This is a genomic window from Arthrobacter sp. 10N44_2 (assembly GCF_056394385.1).
This window is the reverse complement of sequence record NZ_JBFTHT010000005.1, coordinates 140114-164231: the sequence shown is the minus strand read 5'-3', so window position 1 is coordinate 164231 and position 24118 is coordinate 140114. Positions and strand designations below refer to the sequence as shown.

Sequence of the window (24118 nt, the reverse complement as noted above, 5' to 3'; positions counted from 1 at the left end):
ATGCGCGCACTACTGTATCCAGACTATGCTGTGCAGCTGCACAACCGTTCTGCGTGCGCGTGGAGCCCGGTTCCGGCCGGCCCCCGAGGCAAGCAGCGCGCCGGAACCCGCCGCCCGGCACCCACCACCTGGCTCAGCGCACGGCTCAGCGCGCGGCGAGGACCGCGGCATAGAGTTCGCGCTTGCTGACCTTCGCGTCATCGGCCACTGCGGCGACAGCCTCCTTCAGCCGGATGCCCTGGGCTATCAGCCCGTTGACGGCGGCCACATGATCCTCGGGGCGGCCGGGTTCGCGTTCCGGGGCGCCGCCCACCACCACGGCGATTTCGCCGCGTACCTCGCTGGACTCGGCCCATTCAAGCAGTTCGCGCAGGGTGCCGCGGATGACCTCTTCATAGGTCTTGGTGAGTTCGCGGCAGACGGCGGCCCGGCGGTCGGCGCCAAAGCTCTCACGCAGGGCCCTCAGCATGGGCTCCAGCCGGTGCGGCGCCTCGAAGAACACCATGGTGCGCCGCTCGGTGTCGAGATCGGCCAGCCGCGAGGAGCGTTCACCGGCCTTGCGGGGCAGGAAACCCTCGAAGCAGAAGCGGTCCGTCGGCAGGCCCGACAGGGCCAGGGCGGTCAGCACGGCGGAGGGTCCCGGGGCCGCGGTGACGGTGAGGCCGGCCGCGACGGCGCCTTCAACCAGCCGGAACCCCGGATCAGAGACAGAGGGCATGCCGGCGTCGGTCACCATCACAAGGGTCTTGCCGGACCGGACCTGCTCCAGCAGGTCAGCCGTCTTGGCTGCCTCATTGTGCTCGTGATAGCTGATGATCCGGCCGGCCACGGTGACGCCGAGGTTCTGCACAAGGCGGTGCAGCCTCCGGGTGTCCTCCGCGGCGACGATGTCCGCCGTCGCGAGCAACTCCATGAGCCGCGCCGAGGCATCGCCCGCATTGCCGATCGGCGTCGCGGCGAGAACGATCCTGCCGGAACCGCCAGGGGCGAGAACACTGGCGGAAACAGCGGCGGAAACAGACGCGGAATCAGGGGCGGGAACGGCGGCGGCGGCATCGCCGTCGAAGGGAGGATCGAGGGGAGGAAGGGGGGAAGGGCTGGGTTCGTGGTCCACAGGACCAGCCTACTGCCGCCGGGGCGGGGGCCTGCGAGCACAGCTGCGAAAGGTAGCATGGGCAACGTGACCCAGACCCCCACGCGGCAGCCCGAGACTGGCCCCGATGCATCGCCGGCAACAGGTCCCAGCCGTCCCGACGGCCGGGCAGCCGGCAAGGACCGGAGCCGCTTCAGCACCGGCCGCAACCTTGAAGGGCACCGCTGGATCGGCCGCCCCGCCGAGGCCAACACCCCGGAGGCCCTCAGGGAACGCCTGATCGGCGGCCTCCAGAGCTGGCGGGACTACCCGGCGTCGCTTCGGCTCTGGTACTGGCTCATTCCCGTCCTGACGGCCGCGCTGGGCGGCGTCCTGCGGTTCGTCCGGCTGGACACGCCGCGCAACCTGGTCTTTGACGAAACGTACTACGTCAAAGACGCGTACTCCTTCCTGGTCAGCGGATACGAGCGCAGCTGGCCGGACCGGGCGAACGACTCCTTCATCGCCGGCAACCCCGGCGTGCTGCTGAACACGCCGGAGTACGTCGTCCACCCGCCGGTCGGCAAGTGGATGATCGCCGCGGGCATGTGGCTTTTCGGGGCGGACAGCCCCTTCGGCTGGCGGTTCGGTGCGGCCCTGACGGGGACACTGTCCATCCTCCTGCTGGCCCTGATCGCGCAAAAGCTCTTCCGCTCGCTCACCCTGGGTGCCGTGGCCGGCATCCTGCTTGCCGTCGACGGCCACCACCTGGTCATGTCCCGGACCTCGCTGCTGGACATCTTCCTGATGTTCTGGATCCTCGCCGCGTTCGGGGCCCTGCTGATGGACCGCGACGACGGCCGGAGGCGGCTCGCTGCCCGGCTCGGCCGGCAGGCCGCGGCCTCCGCCACGGGGCGGCCCTCGGCGCTGCAGCTCACCTCCGGGCCCTGGCTCGGCATCCGGTGGTGGCGCCTCGCGGCGGGCGTCTGCCTGGGCCTGGCGGTCGGCACGAAATGGTCCGCCCTGTTCTTTCTGGCCGGATTCGGCCTGCTGACCGTCTTCTGGGACCTCAGTGCGCGGCGCATAGCCGGCGTGCATGCCTGGATCAGCGGCGGCATCCTCAAGGACGGCGTCCCGGCCTTCCTGAGCATCGTTCCGGTGGCCGCCCTGGTCTACGGCGCCACCTGGACCGGGTGGTTCCGTTCCACGGACGCCTACTTCAGGCACTGGGCCGACGCCAATCCCTCGGCCGAGTGGGGCTGGCTGCCGAACGCCGTACGGTCCCTGGCGCATTACCACCTGGAGGCCTATAAGTTCCACCAGGGCCTCAGTGCCGACCACCCCTACGAGGCCAGCGCCTGGAGCTGGCTGGTCATGGGCCGGCCCACGTCCTTCTTCTACGAATCCCCCGGGCAGGGCACCCCGGGCTGCGAGCTGACCAACTGCACCACCGCCATCCTCTCCGTCGGCAACCCGTTGATCTGGTGGAGCGCGGCCGTGAGCCTGGGTGTCCTGCTGTTCTGGTGGGCGGGCCGCCGCGACTGGCGCGCCGGCGCAGTCCTTGCCGGAGTGGCCGCAGGATATCTCCCCTGGTTCATGTACCCGGAGCGCACCACCTTCTTCTTCTACGCCGTGTCCTTTGAACCGTTCCTGGTGCTGGCGCTCGTCTATTGCCTGGGGCTGGTGCTCGGCCAACGCGCCGACCCCCTCTGGCGCCGTCGGTCCGGGTTCTACCTGGTGGCGCTGTTCGTGGTGGCGGCCGTGCTGGTGTCCGCGTTCTTCTACCCGGTCTGGACGGCCGAGGTGATCCCGTACCAGGACTGGCGCATCCGGATGTGGATGCCGTCCTGGATCTAGGGCAGGATTGCAGGGGAATGTCCGCCGAACTCCGGGCGGACCAGGAAATGGAGACTCGGCTGTGAGAGAAGCAAGCACCGGACTGCTCGTGGAGCTGGACCCGGAGAGCAACGTGACTGACCTGCTCATGGAGCAGCACGCGAAGGATCCCGTGCACGCCCTCTACTCCCGCAAAGGCCCCGCCGGCTGGACCGACGTCTCCGTCCAGCACTTCCTGGAGCAGGTCACTGCCCTGGCCAAGGGCCTGATCGCCGGCGGACTCACGCCGGGCGAAACCGTCGCGGTCATGTCCGCCACCCGGTACGAGTGGACGGTGGTGGACTTCGCCATCTGGTTCGCCGGCGGCGTCACCGTCCCGATCTACGAGACCTCCTCCGCGGCCCAGGTCGAGTGGATTCTCCATGATTCGGGGGCCCAACGGGTGTTCGTCGAGGACCACGCCAGGGCCGCCCTCGTCCAGGGCGTCCTGGACGCCTCCACCGTCCTCGGTGACCGGCTTGTTGCCGTCGTGCGGATGGAGCACGACGGCGCCGCACCGAACCTGGCAAGCATGGCCGCGGCCGGCACCGGGGTGACCGACGCCGAGCTGGAACGCCACCGGACCACGGCGTCCCTGGCGGATGTCGCGTCCCTGGTCTACACCTCGGGCACCACCGGCAAGCCCAAGGGCTGCGAGATCACCCACGCCAACTTTGCCCTCGTGGCCAAGAACATCGTCCTGTTCCTGCCCGAGCTCCTCATGCAGCCGCGTTCCCGGACGCTGATGTTCCTGCCCCTGGCGCACGTCCTGGCCCGGGCCGTACAGGTGGTTTGCCTGAGCTCCGGATCCACCCTCGGCCACACCGCCAGTGCCAAAGAGCTCCTGGACGACCTGGACAGCTTCAAACCCACCTTTCTGCTGGTGGTCCCCCGGATCTTCGAAAAGGTCTACGCCGGAGCCGCGCAGAAGGCGGACGCCGCCGGCAAGGAACGGATCTTCACAGCCGCAGCGGCGGCCGCGATCGACTACTCCAAGGCCCTCGACGCCGCCTCCCGGGGCAACGGCACGGGCCCGGGGCTCCTGCTGCGTGCCCGGCACGCAGTCTTCGACCGGATCCTGTATCCCAGGCTCCGGCAGGCCTTCGGCGGCCAGCTGCGGTACACGGTCTCCGGCGCGAGCCCGCTGAGCTCCAACGACGCCCATTTTTTCCGCGGCGTGGGCATCCCCGTCCTGGAAGGCTACGGCCTGACCGAAACCACGGCGCCCTGCACAGCCAACACCCCGGCGCGGACCAAGGTGGGCACCGTCGGCATCCCGGTGCCGGGCACCACGGTCCGGGTGGCCGACGACGGCGAGATCCTGGTCAAGGGCATCGGCGTCTTCAAGGGCTACCACGCCAACGAGGCCGCCAACGCTGAGGCCTTCGTGGACGGTTTCTTCCGGACCGGCGACCTCGGCTCCCTCGACGAGGACGGATTCCTGACCATCACGGGCCGGAAGAAGGACCTGCTGGTCACAGCCGGCGGCAAGAATGTCGCCCCGGGCCCCCTCGAGGAGAAAATCCGGGAGCACCAGCTGGTCGGACAGGCCGTGGTCGTTGGCGACGGCCGGCCCTTCGTCTCGGCACTGGTGAACCTGGACCCGGAAGGACTGCGCAACTGGTGCGCCGCCCGGAAGGTGCCCGTCATGGCGCCGGCCGAAGCCGCCGCGGACCAGACGGTCCGGGCCGCGATCCAGGAAGCCATCAATGCCGCGAACCTCACGGTCTCCAAGGCCGAGTCCATCCGCAGCTTCGTCATCCTGGACGCCGACTTCACCGTGGAATCAGGGCACCTGACCCCCTCGCTCAAACTCAAGCGGGCCGCCGTCGTGCGGGACTACGAACAGCACATCAACCGCATCTACGGCTGACCCCGGGCAACCGCCCCGTCGTCAGACGGTGTGCCGGGTGCGCGCCGGGCCCTCTGCGTCGCTGCCTGCCGTGCCGTCCGCCGCGGGCGCAGCCTCGGCGGTGGCGCCGGCGCCGGCATCAGTATCGGTGCCCTTGGACGTGGCGGCGGCCTTCTTGCCGAGGCCGCGGCGCCGGCGCGTGGGCCAGGTCAGGACGAGGGTGACCAAGGAAGCGAGCAGCACGAGGCTTCCGATGACGATCCCGGCGTCCATCCAGAACTGGCCCGGGAAGAGCCGGATCAGGGTGTCCTGAAGCGTAAATGTCCAGGTCCCGTTGGCGAAGAAAATACGGTGGAAATCGGTGAAGAACTGCTCCCAGCCGAGTACCGCGAGGGTCCCGAGGCCGGTGATGAGCGCAAGGGTGACGATCGAGCCGGCGAACAGGCCGCGGCGGACTCCCCCGTTATGGCGCCGTTTGAGGTAGATCACGGCCACCAGGCCCAGCAGGATCAGCAGGGTACCGGCGCCGAAAGTGGACAGGATCACGGCCTTGACGTCGGCCATGTGGCTGACTTCGCCGTCCTTGAACAACCGCTCCCCGCTTTGGTCCACAAGATCGCCGAGGTACCGGGGGCCCGACCAGTTGCTGAGGTAATCCACCGCGTAGGAACCGTACGTCATGCGGTCATCGGTGCTGAAGCCGTAGCCGTCACCGGGGAAGCCCGGACGGTTGTATTCCACCCAGAGGAACAGGGGGCTGGTCACAGCGCGGACGGCGAGCACCAGCAGGATGACCGGGTAGAACACGGCGAGCAGCACCTGAAGCACCCGCGGCAGGACGGGCTTGGCCTTGGCCGCCTGCTCGCGTTCGGCATTGCGGCGTTCGGCGTTGCGGCGTTCGACTTCGTCCTCGGGGTCGGTGTCAGGACGTGCGCGGGCTGATGCGCCGGCTCCTGCCCCGCGCGCCTCGTCATTCGACGTGGCAGCATTCGACGTGGCCACGTCCGACGGGGAAGTATCCGACGGACCCGTGGCGGCGGCCTCGGCCGCCTTGCGGTCGGCGCGGCTCTCCGGCTGGCTGGCGGTGGGCGTTGCCGACGGCGCTGCCGTGCCCTCTGCTGATCCCGCTGCTGCGGCTGATCCTGTCTTGCCGGCGGCTGCGGCCGGCCCTGCCTTGCCGGCGGCTGCGGCCGATCCTGCCGGGCCGGCTGCCGTGCCCGCCGTGGGCTTGCCGGCGGCGGCCGGCTTCATCCAGTCGAACGCCGGTTCGTCGGTGTCGTCCGACGGATCCAGGTGCGGATCCGGCCGGTCGGGAGGGGTGGGACTCTTGTCAGTCACGTGGAGCTTCGCTTCCGTAGGCTTCTGCGCTGCCCGGCCTGCGCCCGGCTGCGCAACTTATCTGGCTCTGAGCCTACCGTCAGAGGATTGGGCTCAGCGAGGTGCCACCCCGTTAGTTGGCGTATTGGGCCCAAGGGATGTTCCAGTCCCCGAAGCCGTCATCGAAGTTGGCGTACTCCCCCTCGGTGTTCACCACCTGGACGACGTCGCCGGTGGTCATATTGTCGAACACCCACTTCGCGCCGTCCGGGCCCAGGCCGATACAGCCGTGGGAGAGGTTCGTCTTGCCGATGTAGGGCATCGCGGACTCCGTGGCTTGGTGGATGAATTCCCCGCTGGGCGTCAGGCGCGTGGCGTAGTTGACGTCCAGCTGGCCATAGTAGGCCGGGTCCCCCGGTTTGAGCCCAATCGTGGAGGCATCCATGTGCTCCACACGGTGCTTCTCCATGAACACGAGGAAGCCCCGTGCCGACGGGAACCGGGTGTCGCCCATGGTCGCCGGCCAGTGTCCGGCCGGCTTGTCGTTGATGCTGACCGAGAACGTATGGGCCTTGGCGTCGGCGACGGCCACCTTCTTGTCCCCGATATGGACCGTTACCGTCTTGTTGAAGTTGCCGACCTGCCCGTTGCCGAGCTCGACGCCGAACAGCTTCATGTCCATGGTGATGGTGCTGTTCGCGGCCCAGAAGGCCTCCGGCCGGTACCGGACAGTGTTGTTGTTGAACCAGTGGAAATCACCCACCTGGCCGGACGTCGAGGTGATCTTGATGGCCTTTTCGACGGCGGTCCGGTTCAGGACCGGCTCGCTGAAGGTGATCTGCAGGGGCTGGGCCACACCCACCTTCATCCCGTCCAAGGGGTATATGGCGGCGTCGGCCTCGTTGGCGGTCGACACGGTGGTGAACGCGCGCGTGCTGTGGGTCTCGCGTCCCGCGTCGTCCACCACGGAGTACGTGAAGTTATACCGCGTGTTGAATGTCAGGTTGCCGGAGGACGTCCAGGCGGACCCGTCCGTGCCCAAGGTGCCGTCAACGGTGTCGCCGTCATCGCTCGTCAGGGCCACGCGGTCAATCCGGCCGTTCGTGACCTTGAGGGAAACCGGCGCCGCAGGGTTGACCTGCTTGGCGCCGTCGGCGGGCGAGACGGCCAGTTCTGCGGGGGCGACCACCGGGACGGCGAGTCCCGGCGTCGTCCGGGACGGGGACCCGGCCTCGGAGGAAATCCCGGACTGGGCCAGCCCCGGAGCCGCCGCGGCGAAGGCTCCGCCGCCGGCTGCCAGGGCACAGAGCACCCCCAGCAGGGCGATCTTTCGGCCGGTACTCCAGGTTTTCAGGGCCATCACAGGACCCGGGCGTTTCCACACGTCATCCTGCCAGCATAAGCGAATTACCTTGGAACCCCGGCCCGATTCGACCACGATCCGGTTACAAAAGTGCCCCCAAAACGGTCACAACAAAGGGCCCCGGACCTTCGTCCGGGGCCCTTTGGGAGAGTTCCTAGTAGCGGTAGTGACCGGGCTTGTACGGTCCGGCCACGTCGACGTCCAGGTACTCCGCCTGTTCCTTGGACAGCTCGGTCAGCTCCACATCGAGGGCACCCAGGTGCAGGCGGGCGACCTTTTCGTCCAGGATCTTGGGCAGGACGTACACCTGGTTCTCGTATTCCCGCTCGCCCTCGGGCTGGCCGGCCTTCGTGAACAGTTCAATCTGGGCGATCGTCTGGTTGGCGAAGGAGTTGCTCATGACGAACGAGGGGTGTCCGGTGGCGTTGCCGAGGTTCAGCAGGCGGCCTTCGGACAGGACGATGATGGAGCGGCCGCCCTTACCCGTGGCCGGGTCAGCTTCGAAGACCCACTCGTGCACCTGGGGCTTGATCTCGACCTTCTTGATGCCGGGGACCCGCGCCAGCCCGGCCATGTCGATCTCATTGTCGAAGTGCCCGATGTTGCCCACGATGGCCTTGTCACGCATCTCGGCCATGTGCTTGGCCATGATGACGTCTTTGTTGCCCGTGGTGGTGATGAAGATGTGGCCTTCGCTGAGGACGGATTCCAGCTTGGCGACCTGGTAGCCGTCCATGGCCGCCTGGAGCGCGCAGATCGGGTCGATCTCCGTGACGATCACGCGCGACCCCTGGCCGCGGAAGGCCTCCGCTGCGCCCTTGCCGACGTCGCCGTAACCGCAGACGACGGCGACCTTGCCGCCCATCAGGACATCGGTGGCGCGGTTGATGCCGTCCGGCAGGGAGTGGCGGATGCCGTACTTGTTGTCGAACTTGCTCTTGGTGACAGAGTCGTTGACGTTGATCGCCGGGAAGAGCAGCTTGCCCTGCTCCGCCAGCTGGTACAGGCGGTGCACGCCCGTGGTGGTCTCCTCGGTGACGCCGAGCAGGAGGGCGCCGATGCGGGTCCATTTCTGCGGGTCGGACTCGAGGGATGCGCGCAGCACGTCGAGGAACACCCGGCCTTCCTCGGACTCGTCCTCGGCGGCGGCGGGGACAGCGCCGGCGGCCTCGAACTCGACACCCTTGTGCACCAGCATGGTGGCGTCGCCGCCGTCGTCCAGGATCATGTTCGGGCCCAGCTCAGGGTTGGCGTCGGCGCCCGGCCAGGTGAGGATCTGCTGGGCGGTCCACCAGTATTCCTCCAGCGTCTCGCCCTTCCAGGCGAAGACGGGGACGCCCTGGGGGTCCTCGACGGTGCCGTTGCCGACCACCACTGCGGCGGCGGCTTCGTCCTGGGTGGAGAAGATGTTGCAGGACGCCCAGCGGACTTCGGCGCCGAGGGCGGTAAGGGTCTCGATCAGCACCGCGGTCTGGACGGTCATGTGCAGGGATCCGGCGATCCGGGCGCCCTTGAGCGGCTGGCTGGCGCCGAACTCCTCGCGCAGGGACATGAGTCCGGGCATCTCGTGCTCGGCGAGGCGGATCTGGTGGCGGCCCGCCTCGGCCAGGAAAATGTCCGCAATCTTGTAATCGAAAGTCATCTGAGTCCTTTGTTGTGGCCGGTGGCATCGCGTGTCTGGAACTGGGCGATTCTGGATTGGAGCAGGATCTAAGCAGTCATTCGGTGCCGCGGGCCACCCCGATGGGTGCCCGGCGGCGTTTTGGGGCGGCTATTCCGCGGCGTGGCGCGGGGCGCGCTATTCCGCGGCGTGGCGCGGGGCGCGCTATTCCGCGGCGTGGCGCGGGGCGGCGTCGTGCTGATCAGCGGGGGCCGCCGCGGCGGCGGGCAGCAGTTCCGGCGGAAGCAGCAGCGGGATGCCGTCCTCGATTTTGTACCGCAGCTTGTTCCCGGCGCCATCTGCCGTGACGGTGACGAGCTCGTCGCCGTCCTGCACCAGGCCGGAGCCGGTGACGGGGCATCGCAGGACAGACAACAGTTCGGAACTGAGCTTGGGCATGGTGAACGCTCCCTGATGGGCGCCGCAACAGGGCGCCGGTGGCTAAGTGGCTGACGGCTTTTTGCAGTTTCCACCCTACCGCCAGTTGACGCCTTAGGAAGGTTCGCGCAGGACGCGCAGATGTCCGCGCCGGACGCCCTCGGCCGGGGCCGGTGCCTCCAGCGCCGGGTGCAGCGTGCGCTGCCCCTTCGCCGTTTCCCCCGCAGCCGGACGGGAGGCCGCTTCGCGGACCGCGTTGGCAAGGGCCAGGAGGTCGTCGGGGCCGGGGCCGGCCGGGGTTGCGGGCATCGCCAGCCGCATGACTTCCCAGCCGCGCGGCACGGTCAGCGAATCGGCGTGCTGTTCGCACAAGTCGTAGCAGTGCGGTTCGGCGTACGTCGCCAGCGGGCCCAGAACGGCCGTGGAGTCGGCGTAGACGTACGTCAAAGTGGCCACCGCAGAATTGCGGCAGGCAGACCTAGAACAAATACGAATTGCACCCACGACATCACAGACTACTCCCCCTCGGGCCGGGGGCTGCGCATTGAAACGGCAGTGGTTGTGCCGCGGCGGAGCGGCGGCGGATCGCCGTCGGGGCTGTATCGCGTATTTCATTGCGCGGGTTTAGAGTCAAGATATGCAGTCATCGCACCACGATTCGGGTTTCACGGTCCGGTTGGCTGACCCCGACGCCGGACGCACAGGCGCCGGTTCCGGCCCCGCCGGCGCGCCTCTGGCCGGGTCGCCTGCCGCCGTCCAGGGAAAGACCTTCCGGCAGCGCCGCAGGAACCGGCACGGCCGGGGCCTTCGCGGCGAGCTCATACTCCCCACCGTGCCCGGCTACCGGACGCGCTCCGACCGCTTCGATGACTTCGTCCTGGACTCGGCCCAGCGGCTGCACGACATCTGGGGCAAGCCGCTCGACGGCGTCCGCTTCGCCGTTGACGAGATCCCCCCGGGCCTGGAGCAGCTCGTGGCGGACCGCACGCCCGCGCCGATGGGCGCTTTCACTGCTGCCACGGCCGAGGACGGACCGGTCATCACGCTGTACCGCCGGGTGGTGGAGCAGGTGTGCGGAACCCGGGACGAACTCCAGGACCTCGTGCACGACGTCGTCGTGGAATACACGGCCGAGATGCTCGGCGTACCGCCGGAGTCCCTCGACCCCGTCTACCGCCGCCGGTACTAGCCCGAGCCTGCTTCCGGCCTGCCCCCGGGCCTAGTAGCCCAGCGTGACGGGGATCTGCCGTTGTCCTGCCGCTTCCGGCGCCAGCGCCACCGCGGAAATGTCCTGCCGCCCGTCCTGCGCCAGAACAAGTGCCCCGTACGCCGGATCCCCGGCGGCGGACACCACATACCCCACGAGCGGCGAGCCGCCCACGTCAGCGGGGATCTTGATGGAAACGGTGGTTCCGCCGGCAATGTCGGCGGTGCCCGCGGTCCGGATCTTGCCGTCCGCAGTAATTGGCGTGTAGGTCACGGTCGCCCGGCCGGCGGGGGCACCGAGAACGAGCTGCCGGTCGCCCGTGCGCGGAACCGCAACGATGTGCTGGCTGCCCAGCCGGGCCGAGGCGGCGGAAAACGCGATGTCCGCCGCGTCCCCGGCCTGCAGTCCCCGCGTGAGCCGGGCAGTGGCCGCGAACGAGACATCCGAGCTCGCCGCCACGGTGTAGGTCCCGGCCGGGACCCCGGCCAGGGAAACTTCCGTGACCGCGCCGGCCTTCGCCGTCACCACGCCTCCCCCGGGCAGCGCCTTCTGGCCGTCGGGACCATACAGCTTGATCTCGACCACGGCGTCGGTGGCCCCCGGCACGGCGACTTCGAGGGCCGGTCCGGCGTCGGCGAAGCCGGGCTTTGCCTTGAGCGCGGCCAGCGCCGCGGGATCCTGGATGTCGAGGCCGGCGGCCACCTGGCTGACGGACGGGGCGGTGCCGGGGGTGATGAAGTCGACGCCGCCGGGTGTGAGGCCGCGGAGCACGCTTTGCTGGATCACGGCAGCCACCGGGCCGCCGGTGCTGCGGACCCGCACGCCGAGCCGTTCCTGTCCCGGCGCGAGCCCGGCCAGGATGATGGAGCGGGTGCTGCCGGGCGCCACCAGCAGGCCGCGGCTTCCGGGAGCCTGGATCGGGCCCTCGGAGCCAAAGAGGTCCAGGCTCACCGTCGCCGGCGTGCTGGAGGCATTGGTCAGGTTCAGGACTGCCGACCGGCCGAGCGCAGTGTTGGCGCCGACCAGCCAGAGATCGTTGCCGGGCTGCTGGCACGCGGCAGCCGCGGAACCCTGGAGGTCCCCGTCCTCTGCCGTGTAGCTCAGGACGGCGCCGGCAGCTGCCTGGTGGTTGTTCTGGGCATCGGCGCTGAGGACGCTGATGTTGTCCACCTCGCGCTGGGGCACGACGCCGGCGACCAGCACGGGCGTGCGGGCCGCAGCCGCGGAAGCCGGGGGCGCGGAAGCTGTGGGCGCGGCGCCCGGCGCGATGTCGGCGAGGGGGGCACCTTTAAGCGGGGCGAGCCGGCTGCCGGGGATGATGCCGGCGCTTGAGCCGAGCACGGCGGCGCTGACGGCTGTCTTCGCGGTGGCGGATTCCGGACTGAACTGGGGGTCGGTGCCCACGGGGGTGCCCTCAAGCAGCCGGGCCGGGCCCGGGCAGACCCCGACGCTGCTGCCGGCCGGAACCGCGGCGACGGGGGCCTCGAGCTGCCTGCTGGCGGGGTTCTGGGGCGTCAGCGACGCCGCCGATACCAGGCCGCCGCCCGCGGCAACGAGGGCCACCGCGGAGAGGATGCCGCCGATCACTCCGGCCCGCGGCAGCCGCCGCTTCCGCGGCGACGGACCCGTTTCGGCTTCCGTTTCGGTTTCTTTTTCGTTGTCGCCCTTAGACATGCTGATGTTCCTTACGCAGGGAGGCTTCGTCCCTGGACAGGCCGGTGTTGGACCGGCGGGCAGGCATGGGCACGGCGAGGAGGACGGTCAGCCCGATCATCACGGCCTGCGCAATTCCGATCAGGACGGCCCACGGCGCTTCGTAACGGATGCTTAACTGGCCGCCCTGGGCCGGCAGTGTGAAGGCCTGCGACCATCCCGACGTTGTTGAGGTCAGGCGGCGCCCGTCAAGCCAGGCGCTCCAGCCCGGATCGGCCCGCTCGGCGAGCACCACAAGGCGGCCCTCGGGGCCGGCCGGGACTGTGCCGGCCGCCGAGACTTCTTCGGACGGGAGCAGTCCGATGGCGGCGCCGCTGCCGTCCACTACCCGGACCCGGTGCGCGACGTCGGAGTCCGCGATGCCGGGCCGGTCCTGCGGGCTGACCCGCCAGAGCCAGCCCGTCCCCGTCTGGCCGACGGCGACAAGTCCGGGGACTGCGTCCATGCGGCTGGCCGTCAATTCGGAGGCTGAATCGGCAACCCGGAGCACGACAAAGCCGACGCCGAGCCGCTCGAGGTCCTCCCGCGGATCCACGCCTTCGCCGGCGACGATGGTGGCCACGACGTTCCGGAGCGATCCGGCGACGGCGTCGTCGTCGCGGACCGTCTCCTGGCCCGGCGCTCCCATGATGCCGCGGGCGGCGGCGATCGTTGAGAGCGCGTCCAGGGTGGTCCCGGCTCCGCGCATGAGTGTTGCGTCGAAGCTTCCGTCCTCGTTGCTGGCAATCAGGAGTGTCCTGGACTGTTCCGGGCCCTCGCCGCGATCAACCGCCGTGGCGGGCAGCGTGCGGGCCTGGGCAGGCTGGACGAGCCTCGGGGTCCCGAGACCGGAGGGTCCCGCGGTGGCTGCCGCTGCCTGTGTTGGTGTCTGCGACGCGGGCTGCAGCAGGTTTTGTGCGGTCCACACGGTGAACCCGGCCAGGGGCGCGGCCAGCAGCAGGACCATGGATGCCGCGGCCGTGCCGCGGATCAGGACCTTCCGTGCCAGCCCGGTGCCGGCGGTCCGGTCGGCGGCGTCCAGGAGCCCTTCGGCTCCGATCAGGGCAGCGCCCAGGAACGCGAACGCGGAAGCCGAAACGGCGGGGCCGGGGAACGGAGTGACCAGGACCTCGGCGCTGGCGCCGGAGGCGACATGCCCGGCGAGCCAGCCGCCGGCCAGCATCAGGACGGCCACGGCCCACAGGCCCCGTGCCGTCCGGGTGCGTCCGGCCAGCACAAGCCGGCGCGGCATGAAGAGTGCGGCTAGGGCCAGCAGCAGCACCGGCAGCCCCAACAGCAAGGCCAGCAGCAGTGCCCACGGCAGACCGGCCGGCCCGGCGGAACCTGCGGCGGACCCGCCGAAGGCGCTGAGCCCGGTGAGTCCGGCGCCGGCGTCGAAGTTCAGTGGCTGCCCCAGTGCCTGTTGCCACAGTGGGGCGGCGTCGAAACCGAGCGGCAGGCCCGGGTCGGCCAGGAGCGCCCGCGGCCGGTCCAGCACCGAGAAGGCGAAGGGCAGGAACAGTGCCAGGCTGGGCAGGAGCGCCCACCACACCGTGCGGCCGCGCCGGCCCAACAGCACGCCGCAGAGGGCCACGACGGCCATGGACGGCAGCAGCAGCGAGGGCGCCGCGGCGGTGACTACGGCCAGGGCGAGGCCCGCGGCGGCCGCAGCCGTCCACGACGGCGTCCCGTTGACGCCGGGACGGGCGGCCGGCGTGGGGATGAGCCGTCCCTGCCCCGGGGCCGGGACGGCATGGATGCCGCGGCCCGCGGCCGTGCCGGTCGCCCGGAGCAGCGCCAGGACGACCACCGGGATCATGACGTGCGCGACCAAGGCGCCGAGCCGGCCCTGGTTCACGGACACCTGGAGTGCCGGCGCCGCGGCCCACAGCAGGGCGGCCGAAAGGCGCAGCCTCCGGCGGGCAGTCAGGGCGCCGGCAGCGAACCACGCGCCCAGCGCAGACAGCGGCATGGCGAGGATCAACAACCAGCCCACGCCGCCGTTGGCATCGCCGGCACCGAGCACACCGAGCACCCACAGCAGGTAGCCAAAGGGGTCGCCGTGGCCCGGCAGGCCCGCGCCCAGACTGATCCACCAGGTGGAGGCATGGTTCCAGATTTCGGAGAGGCGCAATGAGACGGGGATCAGCGCGCCGCCGGAGACGGCCGGAGCCCGGAACAGGCTAAGCAGCCCTGTCAGGGAGACCGCCAGGGTCAGGAGGATGGCCAGCACCGCACCGCTGCCCACCCACCCGCGGTCCGGGGTGGCGATGGCGGCGAAGTCGTCAGCATTGCCGGTGTTCCCGGTGGGCTGCTCGGCCAGCGGACCGGCACCTGTCAATTCGCTGCCGAAGTCGTCGGCGCCGAGCGCCTCAATCAGGGAGCGCCGGTGCGCCCAGACCTCACGGCGCGGCGTCTGCAGTCCCTTCATGACGGAGCGCCGGATCCGGCGGGTGCGCGCGGCGTTGCGGCGTCCGCGGACCACCGCCGCCGGGCGGCCCAGTGCGGCAAAGGTCGCCAGCAGTTGGGAGAACCCGTGTCCCGGGTCCTTGACCGCAATGCTCAGGACGAGTTTGAAGAGGCTGCCCAGGAGGGCGCCGGCCGCGTGCAGCGGGACTTTCCAGCCGGCCGCGTGCTTGAGCCGCAGGTGCACCTGTGCCTTGCGTGCGGCCGTCGCGTTGCCAAGGGCGTGGGGACGGTGCGAGACATGGAACATCCGGGCGCTGGGGACGACCACCACGCGGTGCCCGGCGAGACGGTTGCGCCAGCAGAAGTCGACGTCGTCGCCGCTGCCGGGCAGGGCCGGATCGAAGCCCCGGAGCTCCTCCCAGATGTCGCGGCGGACCAGCATGCCGGCGGAATTGACCGCAAAGGTATCGCTGCGGCCGTCGTACTGGCCCTGGTCGAGCTCGTCGGCGTCGATCAGCGTCAGCCGCTCGGCCCAGCGGCTCGTGGAGAGCCCGACGTCGATCAGCCGCCGCTCGGCATGCCAGTCCAGCTGCTTGCAGCCTGCCACCGTGACCGACGGCGCCCGCTCGACCGCACGGAGGAGTTCGGCCAGGGCTTCGGGTGCCGGTGCGGCGTCGTCGTGCAGCAGCCAGATCCAGTCGGTGCCCGGCGCCGTGGCGGCGGAGCCCTCCGCAGGCCACAGCGCGAGGGCCTTGAGCCCGGCCATGACGGCTCCACCCATGCCGGACCTGGGCTGGTCGAAGACTGTGACGTTGGCCTTGCCCAGTTCCTGTTCAAGGAGGGCGGCGGAGTGGTCGCGGGATCCGGTGTCGACACCGATCACGGCGTCGGCGGGCCGTGTTTGGGCCGCCAGCGCCGCAAGGGTCCTGGGGAGAAAATCACCGCCGTCGTGGGAGACCACGACGGCGGTGACTCGTACTTCTTGAAGAATTAGACTGCTCGCTTCCTAAGCCGGCGCCGCTCGCGCTCGGAGAGGCCTCCCCAGATCCCGAAGCGCTCGTCGTTGGACAAGGCGTACTCGAGGCACTGGGAACGCACGTTGCAGGCGCCGCAGACTTTCTTGGCGTCGCGGGTGGAGCCGCCCTTTTCGGGGAAGAAGGCTTCGGGATCAGTCTGGGCGCACAGGGCATCGGTCTGCCAGCCGAGCTCGCCCTCGTCGTCGAATTCCTGCCGGGACGGCAGGCCGATCCAGACTGGCTGCCCGGCGGTACCGGAACCGGGCGAATGGAGCTCCATCGGCGGGTCGAGGGGATCGGTGTCATGATCCGGGCCGGACAGGAGCTCGTCGTGCGCTGCGAGGAAGGCCGTGGCGGCCTCCTGCAGGGAATCCTTGGTGTGTTCGTTATAGCGGTCAGCTGCGTCCGGATCCGCCGGATCTACGTACCAGTCAGTCGGCACGCCGCGCGACCGGTATTTCGCCGTGGCCTGGCCGGCAACTACGGCATCTTCATGGATACGCTCTGCTAGCCCCATGGCGTCCCCCTCCTGATTTGCAGCCACTGCAAGACCCCCTTGGACACTCGGTTGAGTGCCGGTTTTTGTGCAGTGGCTTTAGATAACTAATTACACGCGTGTAAGTATCCGGGAGTCAAGCCACGGCGGAGATAATAATCAACTTGATACACAAAGTGGAGGCACGCCACGCCCGGAATTTTTTCGCCTCTCCCGCGAGAACCCGCGGAATAATCAGGGTACTGAGCACTTTTGGGGCTTTTCATTGAATTTTCGGGAAATTTTCCCGCGCCCTGCGCGGACCCCGCCGAACGCCGGGGCCGCCGGGGTGACGGACGTCACGGAGCCGGGGACTGATCGGCCGCGACAACAGCCGTGGCAAGATGAGGGCATGAGCATTCCGGCAATCGACCTGATGACAGCGCTGCGGTCCGGCCAGGCCACGGCGCCCCGGCTGACCTGGTACGGCCCCGATTCGGAACGGGTTGAACTCTCTGGCCGCGTGCTGGACAACTGGGTCGCGAAGACTTCCAACCTGCTGCAGGACGAACTCGACGCCGAACCGGGCATGCGGCTGCGCCTGGACCTGCCCGCGCACTGGAAGTCGGTGATCCTGGCCCTCGCGGCCTGGCAGCTTGGCATGGAAGTGGTCTTCGACGACGCGGAGGCTGACCTGCTTGCCACCGCGGACCCGGGTCCGGGCGCTGCCGCGGGCGGGTTCGACGCCGTCCTGGCCGTGTCTTTGCCGGCACTGGCCATGCGGTGGACGGGTGAACTGCCCAGCGGCGTCCTCGACTACGCCGCCGAGGTCCGCTCCCACGGCGACATTTTCATGCCCCACGTGGATCCGGAGGCGGGACGTCTCGCCGTCCGCACCTCCGACGGCGCAGTCCATGCGCACGGGGCGCTCCTGGACGGTTTTGCCGCGGCCCAGGGCCCCGGGCTGCGGCTGCTCGTTCCGGCGGCCGACGGCCTCGAAACCGTCCTTGCGCAGTCATTGGGAACCTGGAAGGCCGACGGTTCCGTGGTCCTGGTGCACCCCGAGGTAGAGGTGACCGGCAAACTGCGGGACGCCGAGCGCATCAGCGGGAACTGATCCCCACGCGCTGACTTCCGGGCACTGATCGCCCGGGACGGCGGTTCCTTAGGCCGGCGGGCCGGGCAGTTCCGGATCGTTGACGGGTTCCCTGACGGCTGCCGTGGCAACCGGCTGGGAGTGCGGGTGCCGTTCGATGATCTCGTGGTCGTGCGAGAACTCGGGCTCTGCGTCGAGTTCCTGGTTGAACACCAGGAAGCGGTAGGCAAAGAACCGGACCACGGTCGCGACCAGGATGCCGACCACCCCGGCGAGGAAGAGCATGTTCTTGTCGGTGACTCCCATGCCGTACTTCGCGACGGCGGTCAGGCCGGTGGAGATGCCGATGCCGATCCCGTTGATGATGAGGAACATCACGAACTCGCGCAGCACGTTGGCCTGCCGGCGGTGCCGGAACGTCCAAAAACGGTTCGCAACCCAGGAAAAGACCGTCGCCACGCTGGCCCCGAAGAAGCGGGCCTTGGCCTCGCTGTCGGTCATGGGACCGTGCATCAGGTAAAACGTCAGTCCGTTGTCGATGACGAACGCGATGCCGCCGACGGCACCGAACTTGGCCACTTCGCGCCAGAACAGCGAGGCAAGCCCGCGCATGCGCTCGTTAAGTGTAGTAATCATGACCCTCCGTGGCCTTCTGGAACTGTCGGCCATTGGGCCAAACGCCCATTTTAGCGCCGTTTCCGGGGAGTCCGCCCGCAGCGGCCGCTCAGACGGCTCCCTGCGGACCCGGCGGCGGGCGCCGGGCGGGCGGGTGCGAAACCCCCGTCCCGGCACCGTTCCCGCGCTTGCCAATCCCCAAAAGCCGGGTTCCCGTGAGGTTTTCGGTAGGCTGGGACTTGTGACTTTTCCTGTAATCGGTGTTGTTGGCGGCGGCCAGCTTGCCCGCATGATGGCCCCTGCCGCGACCGCCCTGGGCTTTGAGCTCCGTGTTCTCGCCGAAGGCGAGGACGTCTCCGCAGTCTCTGCCGTGGCTAACGCCCCGGTTGGCGACTACAAGGACCTGGAGCATCTGCTCGAGTTCTCCCGCGGCCTCGACGTCCTGACCTTCGACCACGAACACGTCCCCACGGCGCACCTGCGGTCCTTGATCGGTGCCGGCGTGAACGTCCATCCCGGCCCGGATGCCCTGGTCAACGCCCAGGACAAGCTGGTGATGCGCGCCGCGATCGACCGGCTCGAGCTTCCGAACCCCACGTGGGCCTCCGTCGCCAATGTCGCGGACCTCGTCGCCTTCGGCGAGCAGACCGGCTGGCCGGTGGTGTTGAAAATGCCCCGCGGCGGCTACGACGGCAAGGGCGTGCGCATCGTGTCCTCAGCCGAGGACGCGGCGGCCTCCGCCGACTGGTTCGAGGCCATGTCCCCCCTGCTGGCCGAAGCCAAGGTGGAATTCAGCCGGGAGCTCTCGGCCATGGTCGCGAGGACGCCTGACGGTGAAACACGGGCCTGGCCGGTGGTGCACACCATCCAGGTGGACGGGGTGTGCGATGAAGTCATTGCCCCGGCCCTGGACATCTCCGTCGATGTTGCCGCAGCCGCGGAAAACGCCGCGGTCCGGATCGCCGGCGAACTCGGCGTGACCGGTGTCATGGCCGTCGAACTCTTCGAGACCCCGGGCGTGGGCGCAGGCTTCCTGATCAATGAACTCGCCATGCGCCCGCACAATACCGGGCACTGGACCCAGGACGGCTCGGTGACCAGCCAGTTCGAGCAGCACCTGCGGGCCATCCTGAACCTGCCGCTGGGCGCCACTGACCTGCTGGGGCCCGTCGTGGTGATGAAGAACTTCCTCGGCGGCGCCAACCAGGACCTCTATTCCGCCTTCCCCGCCGCCCTCGCGAGCGAACCGGCCGCGAAGGTGCACTGCTACGGCAAGGCCGTCCGGCCCGGACGGAAGATCGGCCACGTCAACCTGGTCGGGACCTCAGCCGCCGACGTCGACTCCGTGCGGCAGCGGGCCACCACTGTGGCCGACATCATCCGGAATGGCCGGGCCCACACCGGCGCAATGCCGGCAACCTCCGAGGAGACCGCATGAGCACAGCAGCCAGCCCCAAAGCCAACAAAGCGGGAAACCCCCTCGCCGGCGCCCGCGCGGGCACCCCGCTCGTGGGCCTCGTGATGGGCTCGGATTCGGACTGGCCGGTCATGGAAGCCGCCGCCGAAGCCCTCGCCGAGTTTGGAATCCCGTTCGAGGCCGACGTCGTCTCGGCCCACCGGATGCCCACGGAGATGATCCGCTACGGCCAGACGGCCCACGAGCGCGGTCTTCGCCTGATCATCGCCGGCGCCGGCGGCGCCGCGCATCTTCCCGGCATGCTGGCCTCGGTCACTCCCCTGCCGGTGATCGGCGTCCCCGTGCCGTTGAAGACCCTGGACGGTATGGATTCCCTGCTGTCCATCGTGCAGATGCCGGCAGGCGTTCCGGTCGCCACCGTCTCGATCGGCGGCGCGCGCAACGCCGGCCTCCTGGCCGTGCGCATGCTGGCCTCGGGCACGGACGAACTGGCCATCCAGCTCCGGGCGGACCTCCTGGAGTTCGCCCAGGAGCTGAACGACGTCGCAACCCGGAAGGGCGCGAACCTGCGGCACAAGGTCAGCGAAGTGTTCGCCGCCGGAAACGTCACCCCGCGTAGCGGCAATTAAGGCAGCCATTAGGAATCCCGGCATGAGCAGCAGCTACGCCCCCACACGCCGCCCTGAGCAGTCCGGGCGGGCACTGGGCGACCCGGTCCGGCACCCCTCCGGCGCCCCGTCCCCGGTGCTCACCAAGCGGGCGTTCGTCCTGATCCTCATGACGCTGCTGGTTCCCGGCAGCGCCCAAACCGTCGCCGGCAGTCGCCGGCTTGGCCGGGCCGCGCTGCGCGTGACCTTCACGGTCTGGGCGCTGGCCCTGCTGGCCGTGCTGCTCCTGCTCGTGTCCCGCTCCACGCTGATCAACCTCCTCACCGGCACGGTGCCTTCGCTCCTGCTGGTGCTCGGCCTCGCCTGCCTGGCCATCGGCTGGGCAGCCCTGTTCCTGAACACCTTGCGCCTGATCCGGCCCGGGATGCTGGCGCCCAGGATCCGTCCCGCGGTGGTGCTGGCGCTCGTGCTGGCCATGATCCTCAGCAGCGGATCCCTGGGCTACGCGGCCTATCTGCTCAATGTCAGCCGCAACGCCATCGGCAGCATCTTCTCCGGCTCCGGCCCCACCCTTGAGCCGTCCGAGGGCCGGTACAACTTCCTGATGATGGGCGGCGACGCCGGAGCGGACCGCACAGGCCGCCGGCCGGACAGCCTCTCGGTGATCAGCGTCGATGCCAAGACCGGCAGCACGGCGATCATCTCCGTGCCCCGCAACCTCCAGAACGCCCAGTTCAGCGCGGAGTCGCCGATGCGCCAGGTGTACCCGGATGGCTACAACTGCGGCGACGAATGCCTGATCAACGCGATCAACACCGAGGTCACCAACCAGCACCAGGACCTCTATCCCGGGGTGGCCGACCCCGGGGCGCAGGCCACCCTCGAAGCGGTGTCAGGAACGCTGGGCATCAAGGTCCAGGCCTACGTGCTCGTGGACATGGACGGTTTTTCCAAGCTCATCGACGCCATGGGCGGCATCCGGATCAAGGCCGGCGGCTGGGTCCCCATCAGCGGGCCGATGGTGGATGAGGCCAACGGCATCCACGGCATGCCGGACGGTTGGATTCCGGCCGGAGACCAGACGCTCGACGGCTTCCACGCCCTCTGGTACGGCCGGTCCCGGGAATTCGTGGACGACTATGCCCGCATCCAGCGCCAGCAGTGCGTGCAGCAGGCGATGCTGAAGCAGCTCGACCCGGCAAAACTGCTGGCCAAGTTCGAGGACATCGCCAAGGCTGGCACCAAGGTGGTCGAGTCGAACATCTCCTCCGGCCAGCTCGGCAGTTTCGTGGACCTGGCCATGAAGGCCAAGGGGCAGGATGTCAGCCGCCTGACCATCGGTCCGCCGGACTTCGACGCCGCCTTCTCCACGTCCCCGGACTTCGACGTCATCCACGCGCGGGTGGCCAAACTGCTGGCCAGCCCGTCCGCCGGTGCCGCAGCCGCACCTGACGATGCGGTCCTGCAGCCCGGTACGGCCGCCGGGCCGGTCTCGGCCGCCGGCCCCGTCCCGGCCGCCGATCCCCCGCCCGCGCCGTCGGACTTCACCCCCGTGACCACCACGCCGGACGGCGAGCAGATCACCGAAGAGATGCTGAACCAGTTCAAGCGCAACGGCGACGAACAGTCCATCCGCGACCTCGTCGCCACCAACGGACAGTGCGCGCCGCTCTAACTCCGGCAGCAGCCTTGACCGCAGCAGTGCGACCACATTTCTTTGACGAGACATTTCATTGATCAGACAGGGACCAGGCCATGTACGAACTTGAGAACGTCCTCCGGCCCTACGCCTGGGGCTCCCCGACGGCCATCGCCGGGCTGCTGGGCAGGCCGGCTTCCGGCGGTCCTGAAGCGGAGCTTTGGATCGGCGCCCACCCGGACTCCCCGTCCGTCGCGCTGACGCCGGCGCCCGGCGGTGCCGGCCGGCACGCACCCGCAACGCACGACGGCGGACGGCTGCCGCTGGACGCCCTGATCGCCGGGGATCCGGAACATTGCCTGGGCAGCGCGAGCGTGGCCGCTTTCGGTCCGCGCCTGCCGTTCCTGCTCAAAATCCTCGCGGCCGAGGCGCCCTTGTCCCTGCAGGTGCACCCGACGCTCGCCCAGGCCCGGGAGGGCTTCGCACGCGAGGAAGCCGCCGGCGTCGACCCCGCCGCGGCGGAGCGCAACTACAAGGACGATAACCACAAGCCCGAAATGATCTTCGCGCTGACTCCGTTCGAGGCCCTCTGCGGGTTCCGGCCGGCCGCGGAATCCCGTGCGGTCTTCCAGCATCTGGCGGCGTGCTTCGAGCTCGCCGGGCTGCAGCTGCCGCCGCTGGTCCCGCTGCTGCTCGAGGACCTGGCGCGGCCGGACGAACCCGCGGCCCTGCGCTCCGCCTTCGAACGCCTCATCACCGGCGGCGGGGACGTCGCCGAGGCGACGGCGACGATCGTTGCGGCCCTCGTCTCCGGTGCCCCGATGGCCGGGCACGAGGCGGAACTGTCCACCGCGGTGAGCCTGAACGGCCGGTACCCCGGAGATCCGGGAGTGCTGATTTCCCTGCTGCTGAACCGGATTTCCCTCGCCCCCGGTGAGGCCGTGTACCTCCCGGCCGGCAATGTCCATGCCTACCTGCACGGCCTCGGCATCGAGGTCATGGCGTCCTCGGACAACGTGCTCCGGGGCGGGCTCACGCCGAAATTCGTCGACGTGCCGGAACTGCTGAAGACCGTGGCGTTCGAGGCCGTCGACGTGCCCATGCTCCCCGCCGAGACCACCATGCTGGGCCAGGAACTCTTCCGGCCGCCGTTCCGGGAATTCCAGCTGCAGCGAATTGTTGTGGCGCCCGGCGCGGAGCCCGTCCCGTTGGCGCAGTCCGGTGCCGCCGTCGTCATTGTCACCCACGGCTCCGTCCGCCTCGACTCCCCCAAGGGCGAGCTCCGGCTGGAAAGGGGCGCCAGTGCCTTCCTGCCCGCCGCCGAGGCACCGGTCAATGTCCACGCCGTCTCCGGCGCCACCGGCCCCGCCCTGGCATTTGCCGTCACCACCGCATTGGAAGCCTGACACCATGGATTATTTCCTGCAGAGCCCGCAGTGGGCACAGTTCCAGCGTTCGCTGGGACGCACCGTCCACGAACAGTCCGGGCCCGGGTGGCGCTTCCTTGCGGTGGAGGAATCCAATCCGGCCGGTAAACTGCTGTACTCCCCGTACGGCCCGGTCGCCGAGTCACTGGCAGCGTTCGACGCCGCGCTGGCGGCCCTGACGGACCTCGCCCGGACCAGCGGGGCGGTGTTTGTCCGGGTTGAGCCGGTCACCGCAGGATTCACCGCCGCCGAGGCCGACTCGGTACTCCGCAGCCGTGGCCTGCAGCCGGCCCCGGCCAGCCAGCAGCCCGAGCTCAGCTGGATTGTGGACCTCGACCGGGATTTCAAGGACGTCCTGGCGGATATGAAGCCGGCGAACCGGAACCTGTTCCGCAACATCCACAAGAAGGGCGTGAGCTTCCGCTCCAGCCAGGATCCGGCAGAGATCGCCGTCCTCCTGGAGTTCTTGCACATGACGGCCGCCCGCAACGGCTTTAAGCCGCAAAGCGACGAATACCTGACCCAGGTGGCCCTCTCGCTGATGCCGGCCGGCGCGGCGACGCTGTTCATCGCGGAGCTCGACGGCCACCCCATCGCCGCAGCCCTGGCCTACGACTCGGCCGACACCCGGACCTACGCGCACGCCGCCCTGGACGACACCCACCGCAAACTCAGCGCGGGCATCCCCCTGCTTGTCACCTTGATCGCGGACGCCCAGGCGAAGGGCCTCAAGCACGTGGATCTCTGGGGCGTGGCGCCGGAGGACCAGCCCGACCACAAATGGGCCGGGTTCACGGCGTTCAAGAAGTCGTTCGGGGGCCGCGGGATCGCGTATCCCGGAACGTGGGACCTGCCGGTCCGGAAGGTGCGCTACGGCAGCTACCAGCTGGCCCGCAAAGGCGCCCAGCTCGCGAAGAAGCTGCGCGCCCGGTCCCGGGCCCTCGCGAACCGCTAAGGGCCCAGCAGGCGGCACCGGCCACCGGGTCGCCCCGGCCGGCCG

Annotated in this window: 19 protein-coding genes; 9 read left to right on the top strand and 10 right to left on the bottom strand. The window is 69.4% G+C overall.

Going from position 1 to position 24118, the window contains the following annotated elements; genetic code table 11:
- Positions 1 to 145 precede the first annotated feature (145 nt).
- A complete protein-coding gene (gene rsmI / locus AC1DBX_RS08170) occupies positions 146 to 1114 on the bottom strand; it encodes a 16S rRNA (cytidine(1402)-2'-O)-methyltransferase (RefSeq protein ID WP_476931504.1) in 969 nt (322 codons plus the stop codon).
- A gap of 57 nt (positions 1115 to 1171) precedes the next feature.
- Between rsmI and AC1DBX_RS08165 the strand changes: the two genes are divergently transcribed.
- Both AC1DBX_RS08165 and AC1DBX_RS08160 read left to right on the top strand, forming a co-directional pair.
- Positions 1172 to 2929 (top strand): dolichyl-phosphate-mannose--protein mannosyltransferase, encoded by a 1758-nt coding sequence (locus AC1DBX_RS08165; RefSeq protein WP_476931503.1) that lies wholly within the window; start codon positions 1172 to 1174, stop codon positions 2927 to 2929.
- 61 nt (positions 2930 to 2990) lie between these two features.
- Positions 2991 to 4820: an AMP-dependent synthetase/ligase gene (locus AC1DBX_RS08160; protein WP_476931502.1), complete on the top strand. Its 1830-nt coding sequence runs from the start codon at positions 2991 to 2993 to the stop codon at positions 4818 to 4820.
- A 21-nt stretch (positions 4821 to 4841) separates the two neighbouring features.
- Here AC1DBX_RS08160 and AC1DBX_RS08155 read toward each other — a convergent pair whose 3' ends face one another.
- From AC1DBX_RS08155 to AC1DBX_RS08135, 5 genes are all read right to left on the bottom strand, one after another.
- Positions 4842 to 6137 carry a TIGR01906 family membrane protein gene (locus AC1DBX_RS08155; protein WP_476931501.1) on the bottom strand — a complete coding sequence of 432 codons (1296 nt, stop codon included), beginning with the start codon at positions 6135 to 6137 and terminating at the stop codon, positions 4842 to 4844.
- 112 nt (positions 6138 to 6249) lie between these two features.
- Complete coding sequence (locus AC1DBX_RS08150; RefSeq protein ID WP_476856558.1) at positions 6250 to 7476, bottom strand: L,D-transpeptidase; 1227 nt, start codon at positions 7474 to 7476, stop codon at positions 6250 to 6252.
- Between the two features lie 157 nt (positions 7477 to 7633).
- Positions 7634 to 9121: an adenosylhomocysteinase gene (gene ahcY, locus AC1DBX_RS08145; protein WP_476931500.1), complete on the bottom strand. Its 1488-nt coding sequence runs from the start codon at positions 9119 to 9121 to the stop codon at positions 7634 to 7636.
- Positions 9122 to 9304: 183 nt separating this feature from the next.
- Complete coding sequence (locus tag AC1DBX_RS08140; protein WP_476931499.1) at positions 9305 to 9538, bottom strand: hypothetical protein; 234 nt, start codon at positions 9536 to 9538, stop codon at positions 9305 to 9307.
- 93 nt (positions 9539 to 9631) lie between these two features.
- The gene (locus AC1DBX_RS08135; RefSeq protein ID WP_476856560.1) at positions 9632 to 10021 is read right to left on the bottom strand and encodes a DUF3499 domain-containing protein; all 390 of its coding nucleotides are present in this window, start codon (positions 10019 to 10021) and stop codon (positions 9632 to 9634) included.
- A gap of 133 nt (positions 10022 to 10154) precedes the next feature.
- Here AC1DBX_RS08135 and AC1DBX_RS08130 point away from each other — a divergent pair, with 133 nt between their 5' ends.
- Positions 10155 to 10706, top strand: a complete 552-nt coding sequence (locus AC1DBX_RS08130; protein ID WP_476872707.1) for a metallopeptidase family protein — start codon at positions 10155 to 10157, stop codon at positions 10704 to 10706.
- Between the two features lie 30 nt (positions 10707 to 10736).
- Here the strand turns inward: AC1DBX_RS08130 and AC1DBX_RS08125 are convergent, their stop codons facing one another.
- The 3 genes from AC1DBX_RS08125 to AC1DBX_RS08115 are packed head-to-tail and all read right to left on the bottom strand — an operon-like array spanning position 10737 to position 16358.
- Entirely contained in the window at positions 10737 to 12398 is a 1662-nt protein-coding gene (locus AC1DBX_RS08125; RefSeq protein WP_476931498.1) for a DUF5719 family protein, read from the bottom strand.
- A complete protein-coding gene (locus AC1DBX_RS08120) occupies positions 12391 to 15786 on the bottom strand; it encodes a glycosyltransferase family 2 protein (protein WP_476931497.1) in 3396 nt (1131 codons plus the stop codon). Before AC1DBX_RS08120 ends, AC1DBX_RS08125 begins: the two co-directional genes overlap by 8 nt.
- A gap of 29 nt (positions 15787 to 15815) precedes the next feature.
- Complete coding sequence (locus AC1DBX_RS08115) at positions 15816 to 16358, bottom strand: WhiB family transcriptional regulator (protein WP_230008885.1); 543 nt, start codon at positions 16356 to 16358, stop codon at positions 15816 to 15818.
- A gap of 370 nt (positions 16359 to 16728) precedes the next feature.
- On the opposite strand from AC1DBX_RS08115, the gene AC1DBX_RS08110 reads away from it, so the two are divergent.
- Positions 16729 to 17433, top strand: a complete 705-nt coding sequence (locus AC1DBX_RS08110; protein WP_476849079.1) for a TIGR03089 family protein — start codon at positions 16729 to 16731, stop codon at positions 17431 to 17433.
- A gap of 48 nt (positions 17434 to 17481) precedes the next feature.
- Here the strand turns inward: AC1DBX_RS08110 and AC1DBX_RS08105 are convergent, their stop codons facing one another.
- The gene (locus AC1DBX_RS08105) at positions 17482 to 18048 is read right to left on the bottom strand and encodes a GtrA family protein (protein ID WP_223914153.1); all 567 of its coding nucleotides are present in this window, start codon (positions 18046 to 18048) and stop codon (positions 17482 to 17484) included.
- A gap of 268 nt (positions 18049 to 18316) precedes the next feature.
- Between AC1DBX_RS08105 and AC1DBX_RS08100 the strand changes: the two genes are divergently transcribed.
- The 5 genes from AC1DBX_RS08100 to AC1DBX_RS08080 all read left to right on the top strand — a co-directional run bounded on the left by AC1DBX_RS08100 (position 18317) and on the right by AC1DBX_RS08080 (position 24073).
- Positions 18317 to 19465, top strand: a complete 1149-nt coding sequence (locus tag AC1DBX_RS08100; protein ID WP_476856644.1) for a 5-(carboxyamino)imidazole ribonucleotide synthase — start codon at positions 18317 to 18319, stop codon at positions 19463 to 19465.
- Positions 19462 to 20073 carry a 5-(carboxyamino)imidazole ribonucleotide mutase gene (gene purE / locus AC1DBX_RS08095; protein ID WP_476931496.1) on the top strand — a complete coding sequence of 204 codons (612 nt, stop codon included), beginning with the start codon at positions 19462 to 19464 and terminating at the stop codon, positions 20071 to 20073. Before AC1DBX_RS08100 ends, purE begins: the two co-directional genes overlap by 4 nt.
- Before the next feature lie 22 nt (positions 20074 to 20095).
- A complete protein-coding gene (locus tag AC1DBX_RS08090; protein WP_476931495.1) occupies positions 20096 to 21727 on the top strand; it encodes an LCP family protein in 1632 nt (543 codons plus the stop codon).
- 80 nt (positions 21728 to 21807) lie between these two features.
- On the top strand, positions 21808 to 23097 hold the full coding sequence (gene manA, locus AC1DBX_RS08085; RefSeq protein WP_476931494.1) for a mannose-6-phosphate isomerase, class I: 1290 nt from the start codon (positions 21808 to 21810) through the stop codon (positions 23095 to 23097).
- A gap of 4 nt (positions 23098 to 23101) precedes the next feature.
- Positions 23102 to 24073, top strand: coding sequence for a lipid II:glycine glycyltransferase FemX (locus AC1DBX_RS08080; RefSeq protein ID WP_230008873.1), 972 nt, complete (start codon positions 23102 to 23104; stop codon positions 24071 to 24073).
- Positions 24074 to 24118: the final 45 nt, after the last annotated feature.